The sequence below is a fragment of the Cupriavidus basilensis OR16 genome, from assembly GCF_000243095.1.
Lineage (GTDB): Bacteria > Pseudomonadota > Gammaproteobacteria > Burkholderiales > Burkholderiaceae > Cupriavidus > Cupriavidus basilensis_D.
Window position 1 is genome coordinate 106,474 of the sequence record NZ_AHJE01000012.1, and the last position, 13,741, is coordinate 120,214.

Consider the following 13,741-nt stretch of genomic DNA (forward strand, 5'->3'; position numbering starts at 1 on the left):
GTCAAATCGTGAACATGTGAACGAATTAGGGTTGAGCGGGGCACCCGAACGCGCTGATGTAGGGAACCGGAATTAGCTGGACTACGTGCGCTTTTGCTGGACTAGAAATCTGGAATTGGCAGGATTGCCCTGCAGCTCGATGGGGGCGCGGCTGCTCCAGAGGTATGGTCCAGAAGCCCGGGTTCGGCGCCGGGACAGCGCACGACCGCTGTCGGCCAGGAAGGGACATTCGATCCGGTGACGAGAATCGTTGACAATCGCTAGTGGAGGTTCGGTTTAGGCGGCAGCACTCCATTCCCGGAACCGATCGAATAATCGGAACCCAACATAGTCGTGCTCTCGCTTGTATAGCCAACGGTAGTAGCAATCCCAGTAGCTAATCATGCGATCGCGCGTCCTTTGAAGAAAAAGTGAATTCTCTCGGAAGAACGCTCCGTAGGTGTGTTGATCCATGGACGGCAAGTGCGCCTCGATAGCATCGAGAATCTCAATGACATACTCGCCGCAGAGTTGCATAACGAATGGTGCCACCCAAGGTTCAGATGACGCGACCAGCCGTTCAATCTGGCGCTGGCGCATATGCCCATCATGGTGTCTCGTTAGCACGCACGCATATACGATCGCTTGAGTTTCGTTCAGGCATGCGAACAGCATTTCATCGGAATCGTGGTGAATCCGATATGGGATATTGAACGATTCGCCTCGAACAATGACCGGCAATCCAGGATGGGTTGCGTCGCTACCTCGGATCAAATCCGCGACGACACTCACGTCGGAGCGGAGCGCCTCCGGAAAAGCCGTCATCAACGAACTGGATCGGGCTGCGTTGATGGCTAGTTGAGTGGGAGTCATACGTCGTCGCGGGCAGTCCGAGGTGTTGCCATTGTGGCATAGCAGCATCAGGCGTCGTCAGCGCTGCTCGCCAGTGTCCGCTTCCGCAAACCGGGCCCCTCCCTGCGGGTCGGCCACGGTCGTTGCCACAGTCGGTCGCTCGCGGCCATGAACGGCCTTCGGACATCGCTGGCCAGATCGTCGACAATCAGGTCCGTCGCCAGCAGTAGGACAGGTTGACGGCGACCGCGAGTGGGTCGCCGGGTGCACAAAAACGAAAGGGCGCGGCTAAAACCCCGGTGCTGGCCTCCAATAAACAGATGGCGGAAATGGATCATCGCTCAGGAACGCTAGAAATATTTCCGCTACCTGGTCAGACATGAACCATTCATCCGAGCGCATGGAAATGCTGCCCGCACCGAACACTAGAATCGTGCCGTCCGGACGCACTGGACTGGGCTTGTCATGGAATGCCCTCCATCGCCTTTCCCCGTCAACTTCGAAATGCTCAATCATGCAGGAGACGCCGCCACCTGCAACGTGCACATAATTGCCTGCGTCATCTGTCAAAGACGCATAGGAAGACGGCCCATAGCTTCGCAACGACTTTATCGCGACCGGCCCGGCACTGGCAGAGGTCGCTTCCCGGCCACAATGCGTCAATTGAATGTGGTCTCAGGCGGACATTGATGCGACAGCTTCTCTCTGAAATCGGACATCCAGCCTCAGGGTAGCGTCAAGCGTTTGGCTGCTCCCCCATATTCTCAAAGACTTCCAGCATCCTCTCTTCAGCCTCATTGCGAGCCTTGGTAACTAGGGTCGGTTGCGTCCACTTGTTCGTGTACTCCTTTAGGAAGTCTGAGAAAAACAGGCGAGCTGTAGCACCATCCTTGTTCGCCTCAGAAGATTTCTTGAGCAGAACGGAAATATCCACCTCCCCTGCCCTCATACATCCTACAAGGCATTCATAGTCCTCGATGCTGAGGACAAACACGTTGGTAAGAGGCATACGGGCGGCGGCTTCCGCGTCCGGATAGTCGAACTTATCCGGTTCGTACAGTCGCTGTAGCATCTCTCCGCTACCTAAAATCAACTCGCGGCTGGTGACAACGAGCAAGAAGTCTTGAGCCTTGTGGAACCGATTGCCGAATTGTGCTGTCTCCCGCAAGAGCCTCCCAACTCGCCATCCCTGGCCTATCCCCTCGCGGACCCGTTTGGTCTTTGTGTAGGCGGCATTCTGGTTGTCCTGTAGCAGCACGTCATCGGCAAACAGGCTCATCTTCGCCTCAACAAAGACGTTGCAATCATCCCCGTCGAAGATCACTTCAACTGATGGCGCATCACCTCCAATATTCGCCTTGTACTCCGCCTCGGTCAAATGCGGCTTGCCCGTTTCCGCAGCCAACTCGGTAACGTATTGTTCAAACACGCGGCTGAATGACAATGAGTAGTGTTCACCGAACTCTTCCGATAGCTTGAGATGGACGGCTTCTTCAACACCGCGCGCAAACACCAAACGGTGCCAGCAGTGGAGTCGTCCATCACGTTGACGCAGCAACGGAAATCGCTTCAAGTATGGGAATTCCTGCAACTCATGTCTACCTCGTATCCGTTGCGCCTGATCCTTCTGAAGTTCGCAGCGAAGGCTGATGAGATCACGTACAAAGATGTCGTAGACACGATCAACGTCTGCACCATATGTCCGACGGAACGGCGAAAGCCAATCCCCATTGAAAGGCATCTCCCCAATTAGCACGGCGGCATATAGACCATATACGAGGTCGAGAAACACGTTTGGCTCTACTCCGAGCGCATCGCGGAATTGCTGCCGACTCTTGTGCCCCTTTGGAAGCCGTGCATATAGGGCGGGCCAACGGAGGAATCCCCAGCCCTCGTTCCGCTGGAACTCTACCTGTACATGCATGAGCGACCGCATCATCAAAAACACGTTCGTCGGTCGATTTCCGTCACGCACGAGATCGGGGAGGTCCCACAGGTCCTGTCGCAGACGGTCGAACTCCTGAATTGAAATAGGCGGTCCGACACGCAATTGAACCCCATTGTCCTGGAGGGCCCATTTGACAATGAGAAGCGTAAGCCAAGGCGCATGACGCACCTCGTCAACCAAATTCTCATGCGGCGCCCAAAGGATCTTTAGCGCGACCTCGACTATTGAAGTTGCGCTGTACTTGCGGAGGCGGTTTCGAATCCCCTTGTATGCCTCATCGATGCCAAGCTTTGGCTTCGGTGCATTTGCCTGCGCGTACCCGGCAAGTTGAAACGCCACCGGAAGTTTTGAATTTGAGATTGACATAATCTTAGCGGATTGGAGTTCATGGTACTGACGTGGCCTTTTGCAAGAGAAAGTGTGCCACAGAACGCCAACGGGGCCCGCGTGGGCGCTTTAAGCAGCTCCCATCCACGCACCCCATTTCGGTTCGCTTGGACCTATCGAATCAACCATATCGAACCGCCCCCTATGCGGTGGAGGGTGAGCGATCATTCGCTAAATGCTGAACCGTGGAATATTGAACATCGGCGATGGCGGAGTACTTGTCGGCCGGCATAGCTAGGCGAACGACCGTTCTACCTTGGAAGGTGTCATTGAAGGCTCGCCGGGTCGATGGGCCGAAGTGGGTCGAACTCGGCCATCTGCCTCATTCTTGCGCCAGGCTGTCAGCTTGACTCTACCCATCCCGCAATTCGGCGATGGACCTTTCTTTTGCGGATACGCTGACTACTTGAATTTCACATTGCCGACGCCGCTCACCTCGGTATTGCGGTCGGTGGGGTTCCCGAAAATCTTGGCGTCCGCCGCGCCAGAAACGCGAACTCTCACCCTCTCGCGCACGTAGGCGCGGACGGCACCGGCGCCAGACACGCGTACATTCGCCACGCGCGCAATCAGCTGTTTTGCATTGATCGACCCTGCGCCGGAGATGTCGACGGTCAGGCTATCAACGGTCCCGCTCGCTTGCACGTCGCCAGCGCCGCTGATCTCTACTTCCAGCGACGGCTGTGCAAGGTCAATCAACACAGCCTTGGTAGCACCGGAAAGGGAGATGGAAGGCAGCTCCGGCAGCACGATTCCGACCACCACGCGCCCGCGGAATCCCCCAGTGGCCCTGCCATTCATTACGACACCGTTGATCACCACAGTATGACTGGCGTCGTTGATGATGTTGCCACTGATCCTGATGCCCTGGCCTCCCCGTACACCTTCAGGATGTCTCCGGAGAAGCTTGTCTTCACGCGCGGCAAGTCCTCTTCGTACTCGGCCGCCACGGTGAGCGAGGGCCTCGGCCCGCGTCTTACGTACACCTCGAGCGCCCCGGCCATGTGTACCGCGTTGACAGCGCGCATGGGGCGCTCATCCGTAAAGTACGAACGCGGCGTCGCGCTCTCGAAATCTGCCGGGCTGGCCTGCGTCAGGGTTGTGGCGGGTGCTTGAAGAAAGGTTCTCGACATGGTTGGCTCGGTAGTCGTTGGGCAATGGTGTGGTATCTGGTGCCCAGCCTAAGACGCTGGGCGAGTTCCGGTGATCAGTTCTTGAGTTTGCGCATCTCCTCGGCCAGCACCCACAATGCACGGTTCAGCTTTATGCTCTGATCAATGCCTTGTACGGGGCGCGTGGACACGCGCCGGCCGGTTGCGTTGCGCCCGCGCAGGCCGCCGCGAATCATGTTCTCCTGGGCACGGTTGAAGGTCGACCACAGGTCGCTGGCCACGTCTTCCGTGCGGCGCGGCGTCAGCAGCTGCGTGTCAGTAATCGGCGCCGACGCCGTACCGTCTTCCCTTTCCTCGTAGCGCAGTGCGAGCGCCGCCCGTGCGAAGGCTTGCTGTTCGCCAGCGTCCAGGGTCACACCCTGCAGACCTTCCTTGACCTCGCGCACCAGGTCGAAACCGTCGAGCACGTCATATGCGCCCTGCACCACCTCGGACACGATGTCGCCCTTATGCGGGATTCGGAGGTCCGCAACCGTGTTGCCACATACCAGGCCATTCTTGCAAACGAAGCGGTACATTCCCGCCATGAGTTGGTAACTGCTGGTGCCGTCGTGCGAGTTAATAACGATGATCTCGTTGGCCTCGCGCGCCTCGATCTGGCCAGCATGTCTCAGCCGGATCATATGCTTGGTGAATTCGCGGCGGTCCTCGTTGCGCACGCGGGTCTGACAGACCATGAATGGCTGAAAACCTTCCTTGCGCAACTCGTCGAGCACCGAACTCGTCGGGATGTAGCTGTAGCGCTCGGAACGGCTGTCGTGCTTGTTGTCGCCGAAGATCGACGGCGCCACCGCGCGAATCTGGTCATCGGTCAGCGGTTCTGCCGACTGCAGCGAGGGGGAAAAGCGAGCAAAACGAGTGCCGAGGTGCATGTTGATCTCTCCGGTAAAGACTGCATCAGATGGCGGCAAGGCACTGCCGACATGGATTCCGCACGAATGCCCGCAGGCATTCGTCACACGTGGTTAGTAGCCAAGCCACACGCGTACTGCGTTCGCATTCGGCTCGACGTTCTCCCACTGCTCCCGTACTTGGCCGTGGCGATCCACCTCCACAGCGAGCGCAGCAATCTTTCCTTCAGGAAGTACCCGCGCCGGGATGCTGTGCGATTCGATGTACGAAACCAGCCGGGCGGCGAGCGGCCACGCGTCCATTTGCGCGCGGGTGGCCTGATCCTGGCCGTCATGCCATGCGCTCACAAGATCGGGCTCGTCTGCGAACATGACCGGAACATCGAATTCCTCATTGTTGTAGTCGCGATAGCCCAGACACCGGGCATCGGACAATGCGATGCACAAGTCCAGTGCTTCGTTCTCGCTATCGGCGTAGCTCGCGTGCATTACCTTGGCGAGTGCGTAGTCCGCGCGAATTGCCAAACCACGCATCGGGAGGGGTGTGCCTGCTCTTTGGTGGGCCTCGGGGGGTGCGGGGGGAACGCCCGCGTTGTTGGTGGTGACGGGGTTGTGGATGGTCAGTGTGCTCATGGTTCGTCCTTTTCCTTTCGTTCTGTTGGTACTGCTCTTCGGAGCCGCCTCGGCGCATGGGGAGCACTGGGGCTGGCCAGTGCAAGGGCACGCCCGGAGGCCGCATGCGGAGCGCAGCCGAAGGCGAGCACCGAACGGGCGAGGACGTGGCGAAGCGAACCCTTGCGCTGGCCAGCCCCAGTGCTATGCGACGGAAAGAGGCGGAACCGAAGGGCAGTACCAACGCGCTTTGAACGAAAGGAAAAGGATGGAGCGCACCGAAACGTCTTCCACTACCCCGGCGCCACAGCGCGGGTCCGACAGGACACGCGCCCCCTCGCCGCGCAAGCGGTGCCAACCATCGCCGGCCTTAGGCGGCCGGGCGCAGCCTTGGCAAGCGTGAGCGCGCAGTGCTGGCGGCCGCCAGGTCGGCGGCACGGAGTGACAGTGCTAAAACAGCGCCAACTGATCGACCTTGCTGAAGATCTTCCCGACGTTTTCAGTGGAAATCGCCGCCGGCGGCGGCATCAGCACCACCGGTGCTATGCGCACCGGCTGTTCCTGGTAGTGAGGTGTTCGGCGACGGCGCAGCCGGGCGCCCCACCCACCCAGGACGTGGGCCGGCGTGAACCAATGGCCCCACACTTCGGCGCTCAACGCGTTCCCGTGCACGACGATGGCTGGGATATGCAACAGCGATTGCGGCCGCTCGCGTGAAGCACATCGGCGCAGGCGATCACCATACCGCCCGCGCCGCAAGCGGGCTCATGCAGTGTCAGGAACCCGCACTGCTCAATATGGGGGCTGCCATCGCCCACGTTCATCATGGCCATCAGCTTCGACACGTGATAGGGCGTGAAATACTGGCCGGCGCGGTCATTACCTAGTTTGAGCCGCATGTACGTCTCGCCCAGCAGGTCGCCAAAATCGCCCAGCTGCACGCGCTCCTCATAGGCAAGCGTCAGCGCGCCGAGCATTTGAGGGAAACGCGCGACCTCTTCTGGCCTGTACTTGCCGATCAGGTCCAGATAGCGCGCCTCCCTGGCCTCCCTCTGGTGCCAGTCCACGGCGTTGCTCATGGCAAGCGCCGCCATCTCCACGAAATCGGCGAACACATCGCCGGTGCGGTGCGCATAGCCGAACGCGCGAATGCGGGAGAGCAACTGCTGCTGATGCTCGTTGGCGGTCTGGGCTTGCTTTCGTGCTGCGCTGTTGCGGCTCATCATCATCCTTTCGTTGCGGCCAGGCCCAAAGATTCCGAGTCCCGGCGTTTCGGTTTGCTGGAAGCGGCCAGCACTCTCGCGCTATGCCGCCAGTCCCATGAGTTCCTCGTCCCGCGTGTGAGGCAGGCGGGCGGAGTTGCGCGGTCAAGGGAGGAAGCGCCGGGTGGTGCGGCCCGCAGCAACGCGAGGACACGGCCCGGCGCGCCCTTGAGCGTGCTGCGCCGCTCGGCTACCGGTCGCGGCAACAGGACGAGGAAGTCAGGGGGCACAGCGGCCAGGAAGGGATGAACGGCTGCAGGCAAGCGCCGCGCGGCGAGCGCCTATGCGGGCACGGACCGCCTGAAGAGCGCCGGCCGCGCGGCCGGCAGGGCGCAGCCCCGGCAAGCGCAGCGCGCAGCGTCGCCGTGACGGCGGCGCGGAGGCATCAGCGATGGAAGCCCGTAGGGGCGAGACTGGCGGGAGCCAGGCTCGATGCGTAGCACGAGAGCGCGACCCGTAGCCTAGCGAAGGGGGATGCCCGTCCTATGCGTACTGCCGCCGCCCACACGGAAACGGATAAGCGCCACTTGACGATGAAGAGAGTCAACGGGCAAGGGGAACGGGCGATTCATTACGCTAAGGCTGACCGTAAGCGCGACCTGGTGCGCGCAGCGCACCAGCAGGTTGCAGCGGGGGTGCCTTGCGGCAGGGGTGCAGCCCCGAGAGCCGCCGCCAGCTCAACCTGGCGCGCAGTGCCAGGCACGATGGCGCGCTCCTGGTACTGTCAGGATGGAACGCAGCCCAGCTCACGCGGCCCGGAAAGCCGCGCCGCGAACCGACATCCGGCAGGGCTGCGTGACAGATTGCGCTTCGCACAAGCGATGGCGTCCTGCGGGCTTCGGGCACCGACATAGACCGTGGCCCGGAACGTTGGCCGTCGCTGCGGCCCTGCCGCGACATCCACGGCAAATTTCTTCCACGCCTTGTCGTGCCAATATGACTCGGCGTCGGCCTCATCGCCGAACACGATCCTCGTTTGCTGCATGCGGCCTCCTTGCCGATGGTTGCGCCAGCAGGGCGGCACCGCCGCCCTGCTCTCGCTTATTTCGTCAACCGGCCTTGCGCGGATGCATCGGCTCGGGCGTCCAGCGCAGACCTTGCATCGCACGCTCAGCCGCTTGCGCCGCCGCATCCTTCTTCATGGCGGCCAGCGGCGCTGCCGCTTCGGCGCTAACGGCTTCGGTCACAACGGTGATCATCTGTGCCTTCGAGATTCGGCCGAAATAGCTCGCGCTGGTCGGCGTCCAGTAGTCGGCCATGTCGACCGTCAGCGCACCGGCCAGCGCATCTATCGGCGCGTGATGCTTCTCGGTATCACGCACGCCGTTGACATGCACGGCCACGCAGAAGGCCGTCAGCGCCGAGAACGTTTCCCAATCGAGCGTCATCAGCCACGGCAGCAGTTCGGCTTGCGTGGCGGGCACCATTGCCTGCCATTTCTCGCGCTGTGCGGTCAGTTCCTGCCATGCGCGGCTCGATTCCATGTCGTCAGCGGCGCTGGTCAGCTTGTGGTCGATCTGCGTGCCCCTGATTTCAAGGCCGTTTTCTGCCGCATAGGCGTGGAACACCCCCGCGACCAGCGTGGCCGTCACCAAGGCAAACGCCACATCGGGGCGCGCGGCCAGCGCGGCCTGTACGGCAGCAGTGCGGTGAGCGGTCAAGTGGCGCACCAGCTTGTCGGCATGTGTTGGCCTTGTCTTGGGTTCCTTGACGCTGCCGTACTGATCCTTGACGACCATCGCGGGGTCCCCATTGCTTCGCACCATAGCGTTCGGCAGCACCAGACCCTCCTTGAGAGCCAGCGTGCCATCGCGATTCACGTACACCACGACCCCCGATGCGGCACGCTGCTCGGGCGACCATGCCTTGGTGCTGCGCTCTTCAAGGCTCGTGATCTGCTCCGTGACGGCTTCCAGCTTCTCGTAGACTTCATCGGCGCGCTCGTCGTCGGCGTCACAGAGTGCGTCGTACTCGGCATCAAGCGCAACAGCTTGTTCGCGCAACATGCGCAGTTCTTCCGCAGCTTCCGGCGACAACGGCATGTCGGTCGGGCGCAGGCGCCCATAACGCGAGAATTCGCTGTGGTCGTAGCGGCTGCGCACTTCGGCCCAGGACCAGCCAGCGTTGCGCAGCGCCTGTGCCTCGCCTTCGAGTCTTTCTTCGCACAGGCGGTACAGCAGGTCAGCATCGGCAAGGTAGCCGTTGTTGTCGTCCGAGAATAGGTCACGGCGCACCGCCCCGCCCGCTGCTGCGTAGGCGTCGACACCGACAAACCGGGCAAGCGGATTGTCGCCGGCGTCGATCTCGTCGTGCGTCAGTGCCACGCGCAATTGGCTGGGCGATCGCTGATACTGGCCGGCGCCGAACCATACGCGCTCTTGCTCGGCGTGGCTGTCGGAGATCGCCAACGCCATCAGTTGCTCCAACGTGATTTCGTCGGAGCGCAGCAGGTCCACCAGCTTGGACGAAACGCCCACAAGCTTGAGCCGCCGGCGTGCCGTCAGCATGGAAATGCCCAGCGTGTTGGCGATGTTCTCCACCGCACGCCCTTCCTTGTCGAGCTTGAGGATCGCGGCGAGTTCGTCCGCAATGTGCATGGCCTCACGAGCGACATTCTCGGCGAGGCTAACCGCGATCACGCGGGCCGCGTCCTCGATGACGATGACAGACACCGGGTAATCGGACGGAATGCGGCCCTGCTCGGCCAGCATCGTGAGGGCCTGATAGCGACGGCCACCGGCGACGACGGCGTGCGTCTGTGCCTTCCTATTTCCCTTCTTCGGCGTGACCACGAGATTTTGCAGCAGACCCTGCGTGAAGATGCTTTCTGCCAATTCGTGGATCGGCATCGTGCCGGGCGTGGTGCGGACGTTCTGCTTCGACGGGTACAACGCAGAGAGCGGCAGCACTGCAAGCAGGCCAGCTGAGTACGTCGCGGCTTCGATTTGAGAGTTGACGGTCATGTCCATGAAGGGCTCCTTCAAAGTGGATCGGGGTGGAGAATATCGGTGAATCGGCATGTGTGTCAGTCTCTGCCGAGTGAAATGCATTTCACGGTCGCTGCGTATTCCGACGCGGCTTCCTTCAGGGCGCGGAACGCGGCAGCGTCGCGCTGCTCCTGCGTGGCATCGCCTGGGACGGTGAAATAGAAGGTGATTTGGTAGTTCTCTGCCTCGTCTCGCATGTAACCCATGAACGTTTCCATATCGCTGCGCTCCTCTGTCGGGCTCTTGGGATTCAGTACTCGCTTGGCAGCAACAAGGTTGTCACGCTGCGATCCGCTTCGGTGATGACCCACAATTTTTTGCCGTCTTGCAGGCTGTAGACAGAGAAGATTCGGTAGCCCTCGCGCACGCCCACGGCATTCGCGTTCCGGTCGTCTTCGCCCACGTCGCCCCAATCGCCTGTGTGGTGGCGTTGCACATAGGCGAAATAGCTTTCGTCGTGGCGAGCCAGCGCATCAGCCGCACCGCGCGTCGCGGTCAACAGGCCCAGCGGAAAGAGCGGCGAGGTGTTGGTGTGCGCCGTGAACTGGCCCTGCGCATTTGCTGCTCTTTGGTGAGCCTCGGAGGGTGCGGGAGGAACGCCCGCGTTGTCGGTGGTGTTGGTGGTGGGGATCGTCGTTGCGCTCATGGTTTCATCCTTTGCCTTTCGGCCTGTTGTCTCTGCTCTTCGGAGCCGCCTCGACGCATGGGTAGCACTGCGCAGGGCTGGGGCAAGTGCACGCCGGATGCCGCACGCGGAGCACAGCCGCAGGCGAGCACCGAACGGGAGAGGACGTGGCGAAGCGCACCCTTGCGCCGGGCCTGGGCAGTGCTATGCGTCGAAGAGAGGCGGCCCGAAGCGCAGAGGCAACGCGCTTAGGCCGAAGGGCAAAGGATGGGGCGCGGCTACATTGATTTCCCGCCACCAACACCGCGGCGCGGGTCCGAAGGGCCGGCGCCCTCACGTTGAGGCCGCGGCCGCGACGCTATCGGCAAGCGAGAGCGCGCAGCGCCGGCGTTGCCGGCGCGGAGGCGTCAGGGATAGAAGCCCGCAGGGGGCGAGACTGGCGCAGCCAGGCTCAATGCGCAGCACGAAAAGCCCGGCCGTAGCGGAGCGTAGGGAGACGCCCCCAGGGGGTAATTGCTAAGCCTGACAAGGACGGTCAGGCGCAAGCCGACCCGCTGCGTCGATTGGAGGCTCTTGGCATAATGGGGAGTCTGGACAAACAACACGGGTCGCCATGCTGGTCGCATTGCTCAACGGTGCGCGCACATTCGCTGCGCTTGCTCAAAAGGGTCCGACGTACGATTGCCCCGGCTGCGGCCAGGTGGTCACGCTGAAGAAAGGCCTCAAGGTCATCCACCACTTCGCACACAAGCCGCCGGTCACCTGTACCTGGGCCAAAGGCGAGACCGCCGCGCACATGGCCGCCAAGAAACTATTCTTGGACCACCTGCGCGCGTTGCCGCGGGTCGCGGATGTGGAATTCCCGATCGGCACGCAGCGCGCGGACGTGTATGCGCTTGGCAAGAACGGCGCCCCCTATGTCTTCGAGATGCAGCACCAACCGATCACGGAGCAGGACATCGCGCGTCGCACGCAGGATTACTTCAAGCAGGGCGCGGCGGTCACGTGGCTGCCCCTGATCGACCTGAGCAAGCTCACCACCAAGAAGACCGCCACGGGCCACATCATCGAGCGCTACAGTCCCAAGCCCTTCGAGAAGTGGCTGCAGGGCTTCAACTTCAAGGAACTGTGGTACGTCGAGCCCTCCACGGGTCTGCTGTGGCAGGGCAAGTTCGACAAGGCGATGCTGGAGGTCGCCTACAGCGAGTGGCACGTATCCGGCGGCGGTACGGAGTCTGCCGGCGGGTACAGCCGTCCGTCGAAGCGCTGGCGCAAGCTCACGCTCACGGGGCCGTTCACCTTGGCGCAGCTCAACATCACCACGACGCGGCGACAGTCCAGCTCGGTCGGCACGCACTTCTATCCGCAAGGCAATCGGATCGTCTTCGTCCCCAAGTCGCCCGTTCCCTCACCGCCCAAAGAATAGGCACCGCCCGCGACGAAGTGCGAGGGACCGGAATTCGTGAGACCGCATTTCCCGAAAATCAGAGACTTATCAGTTAATTCGGCCAGCGCTCTCCCATATTAGAACCGGGAATAGCGAGACTGCCCTGACTTGAAGCGCGAATTCGTTGGACTGCTCCGCGCCGGTTGCTCACTGTCTCTTGCCGACCCGTTGCCGCCGTTCGAGTTTCAATGACCAATGTTTGCTATGCAGCGCTTACCGGCAGATGCCCGCATGCGAGCTGACTGGATGGATGGAAAGAAACGTTTGCATAAAACCCGATGAAGGACATCTAGCGCACGTCATTCAATACGGTACAGGCTGCCGAAGCCCCCCCCTTGCGCTGGCGTGCTGTCGGTGCAGCTTGGCATTGGCAGGCCCTGTCCCCATCCGGCGGCCAAGACCTGCACGTCACGCACAGGATCGGACGCCTTGGCCCGCTCGTTGCGCATGCGGCAGGTTTCAGGATCGGTGGCGAACAGCCCGCGTGCAAAGACCCGACCTTGCTCCGCTAGCTTTGCAGTTTTGGGGCTGCGGATCTTCGTGAATGCCCGAAAGGCCTCATCTAGGCAGCCGCTTGCGCCATTCAGGCACCGGGCCAAATGCCACGCATCCTCCAACGCCTGGCAGGCCCCCTGCCCCGACGTCGGCAATGGCGCGTGTGCGGCATCCCCAACCAGCAGTACATTTGCCCGACTCCATGTATGCAGCGGCTCCAGGTCATGCACCGCAATCAGCCGGACGGCATTTGCGGGCGTGGCACGGATGATATGCGAGACCGGTTCGGGCCATCCCGCGAACAGATCTTCGACCTCCTTGCGTATATCTGCGGTCGGGATGGTTTCAGATAGGGGCCGAGCCTGGGCCGCAGCCCAATACACCAGTTGGGGTCGAATCGCGACGCAACCAAAGCGCTCGCCCGCCCCCCAGAAATCCTGAATCGAAATATCGTCCACTAGCGCATGCTGCCCCTGAGCTACGCCAATCCAGTTCACGAAGCCCTGATAGACAGGTGTGTTGTCACCCGCGACAAACTTGCGCGCCACAGAATCCATGCGGCCGTCGGCGCCAATGAGCAGATCCGGGCGGATGCTCGCACCGTTCTCGAAATGGGCCACAGCCCTGCCATTGGCATCCAGCTCAATCCGCACCGCCCGGTGTCCGAACTCCACCGGTATCCTGGCCCGGGCTACATGATCTAGTAACACCTCCTGCAAGTGCCGGCGTAGCACCGTGTAGGTCGGGTATCCCATCGTCCGGTCCAGCAAGGCAATATCGAGGCCTCCCAATGCATTGCCCACAGCATCCTGGCGGTGCATTGTTAGCGGTCGACCACCAATGGCGTCGATGTCTTGCAATAGCCCCAGTTCTTCCAGCACAAAGCTGGCATTGGGCCAAAGCGTCACGCCGGCCCCCATGGTTGCCGGCTCCGCTCGGCGCTCATAGACCCGAGGGTTGTAACCCTGCTTGCGCAAAGCCAATGCCACGCTCAGGCCCGCGATGCCGCCGCCAAGTATTCCAATTTCCACGTTGAATCTCTCCTGTCCATACGGTGCCCGATGCACGGCTCACCGTTTCGCATCGTGCAAAATGGCATCTTAGATTTCGTCATTAAAGAGAAC

General features: G+C 61.4%; 13 protein-coding genes. 1 reads left to right on the plus strand and 12 read right to left on the minus strand.

Annotated features, from left to right (window positions below; all coding sequences use genetic code 11):
• Positions 1–276: 276 nt before the first annotated feature.
• The 11 genes from OR16_RS04125 to OR16_RS04170 all read right to left on the minus strand — a co-directional run bounded on the left by OR16_RS04125 (position 277) and on the right by OR16_RS04170 (position 10,696).
• Positions 277–852, minus strand: coding sequence for a hypothetical protein (locus tag OR16_RS04125; protein ID WP_043418353.1), 576 nt, complete (start codon positions 850–852; stop codon positions 277–279).
• A gap of 715 nt (positions 853–1,567) precedes the next feature.
• A complete protein-coding gene (gene gapS1 / locus OR16_RS04130; RefSeq protein ID WP_141639828.1) occupies positions 1,568–3,145 on the minus strand; it encodes a GapS1 family protein in 1,578 nt (525 codons plus the stop codon).
• Positions 3,146–3,568: 423 nt separating this feature from the next.
• Positions 3,569–3,931 (minus strand): GIN domain-containing protein, encoded by a 363-nt coding sequence (locus OR16_RS04135; protein ID WP_006156706.1) that lies wholly within the window; start codon positions 3,929–3,931, stop codon positions 3,569–3,571.
• Positions 3,932–3,981: 50 nt separating this feature from the next.
• On the minus strand, positions 3,982–4,194 hold the full coding sequence (locus OR16_RS04140; protein ID WP_141639830.1) for a hypothetical protein: 213 nt from the start codon (positions 4,192–4,194) through the stop codon (positions 3,982–3,984).
• Positions 4,195–4,373: 179 nt separating this feature from the next.
• Complete coding sequence (locus tag OR16_RS04145; protein ID WP_006156708.1) at positions 4,374–5,210, minus strand: DUF932 domain-containing protein; 837 nt, start codon at positions 5,208–5,210, stop codon at positions 4,374–4,376.
• Positions 5,211–5,303: 93 nt separating this feature from the next.
• Complete coding sequence (locus tag OR16_RS39515; RefSeq protein WP_141639831.1) at positions 5,304–5,822, minus strand: hypothetical protein; 519 nt, start codon at positions 5,820–5,822, stop codon at positions 5,304–5,306.
• A 429-nt stretch (positions 5,823–6,251) separates the two neighbouring features.
• Entirely contained in the window at positions 6,252–6,458 is a 207-nt protein-coding gene (locus OR16_RS43405; RefSeq protein WP_141639832.1) for a hypothetical protein, read from the minus strand.
• Positions 6,455–7,030 (minus strand): N-6 DNA methylase, encoded by a 576-nt coding sequence (locus OR16_RS04155; protein WP_006156710.1) that lies wholly within the window; start codon positions 7,028–7,030, stop codon positions 6,455–6,457. Before OR16_RS04155 ends, OR16_RS43405 begins: the two co-directional genes overlap by 4 nt.
• A gap of 1,082 nt (positions 7,031–8,112) precedes the next feature.
• Positions 8,113–10,032 carry a ParB/RepB/Spo0J family partition protein gene (locus OR16_RS04160; protein ID WP_006156711.1) on the minus strand — a complete coding sequence of 640 codons (1,920 nt, stop codon included), beginning with the start codon at positions 10,030–10,032 and terminating at the stop codon, positions 8,113–8,115.
• Positions 10,033–10,088: 56 nt separating this feature from the next.
• A complete protein-coding gene (locus tag OR16_RS04165) occupies positions 10,089–10,268 on the minus strand; it encodes a hypothetical protein (protein ID WP_043418358.1) in 180 nt (59 codons plus the stop codon).
• 32 nt (positions 10,269–10,300) lie between these two features.
• Entirely contained in the window at positions 10,301–10,696 is a 396-nt protein-coding gene (locus tag OR16_RS04170; protein ID WP_006156713.1) for a hypothetical protein, read from the minus strand.
• 592 nt (positions 10,697–11,288) lie between these two features.
• Between OR16_RS04170 and OR16_RS04175 the strand changes: the two genes are divergently transcribed.
• Positions 11,289–12,101 carry a competence protein CoiA gene (locus OR16_RS04175; RefSeq protein WP_006156714.1) on the plus strand — a complete coding sequence of 271 codons (813 nt, stop codon included), beginning with the start codon at positions 11,289–11,291 and terminating at the stop codon, positions 12,099–12,101.
• A 320-nt stretch (positions 12,102–12,421) separates the two neighbouring features.
• Here the strand turns inward: OR16_RS04175 and OR16_RS04180 are convergent, their stop codons facing one another.
• Complete coding sequence (locus OR16_RS04180; RefSeq protein WP_006156715.1) at positions 12,422–13,648, minus strand: FAD-dependent monooxygenase; 1,227 nt, start codon at positions 13,646–13,648, stop codon at positions 12,422–12,424.
• Positions 13,649–13,741 lie beyond the last annotated feature (93 nt).

Coding starts and splice junctions, on each gene's coding strand:
- OR16_RS04125 (WP_043418353.1), bottom strand. CDS start 852: ATGACTCCCACTCAACTAGCCATCAACGCAGCCCGATCCAGTTCGTTG.
- gapS1 (WP_141639828.1), bottom strand. CDS start 3,145: ATGTCAATCTCAAATTCAAAACTTCCGGTGGCGTTTCAACTTGCCGGG.
- OR16_RS04140 (WP_141639830.1), bottom strand. CDS start 4,194: ATGCGCGCTGTCAACGCGGTACACATGGCCGGGGCGCTCGAGGTGTAC.
- OR16_RS04145 (WP_006156708.1), bottom strand. CDS start 5,210: ATGCACCTCGGCACTCGTTTTGCTCGCTTTTCCCCCTCGCTGCAGTCG.
- OR16_RS39515 (WP_141639831.1), bottom strand. CDS start 5,822: ATGAGCACACTGACCATCCACAACCCCGTCACCACCAACAACGCGGGC.
- OR16_RS04155 (WP_006156710.1), bottom strand. CDS start 7,030: ATGATGATGAGCCGCAACAGCGCAGCACGAAAGCAAGCCCAGACCGCC.
- OR16_RS04160 (WP_006156711.1), bottom strand. CDS start 10,032: ATGGACATGACCGTCAACTCTCAAATCGAAGCCGCGACGTACTCAGCT.
- OR16_RS04165 (WP_043418358.1), bottom strand. CDS start 10,268: ATGGAAACGTTCATGGGTTACATGCGAGACGAGGCAGAGAACTACCAA.
- OR16_RS04170 (WP_006156713.1), bottom strand. CDS start 10,696: ATGAGCGCAACGACGATCCCCACCACCAACACCACCGACAACGCGGGC.
- OR16_RS04175 (WP_006156714.1), top strand. CDS start 11,289: ATGCTGGTCGCATTGCTCAACGGTGCGCGCACATTCGCTGCGCTTGCT.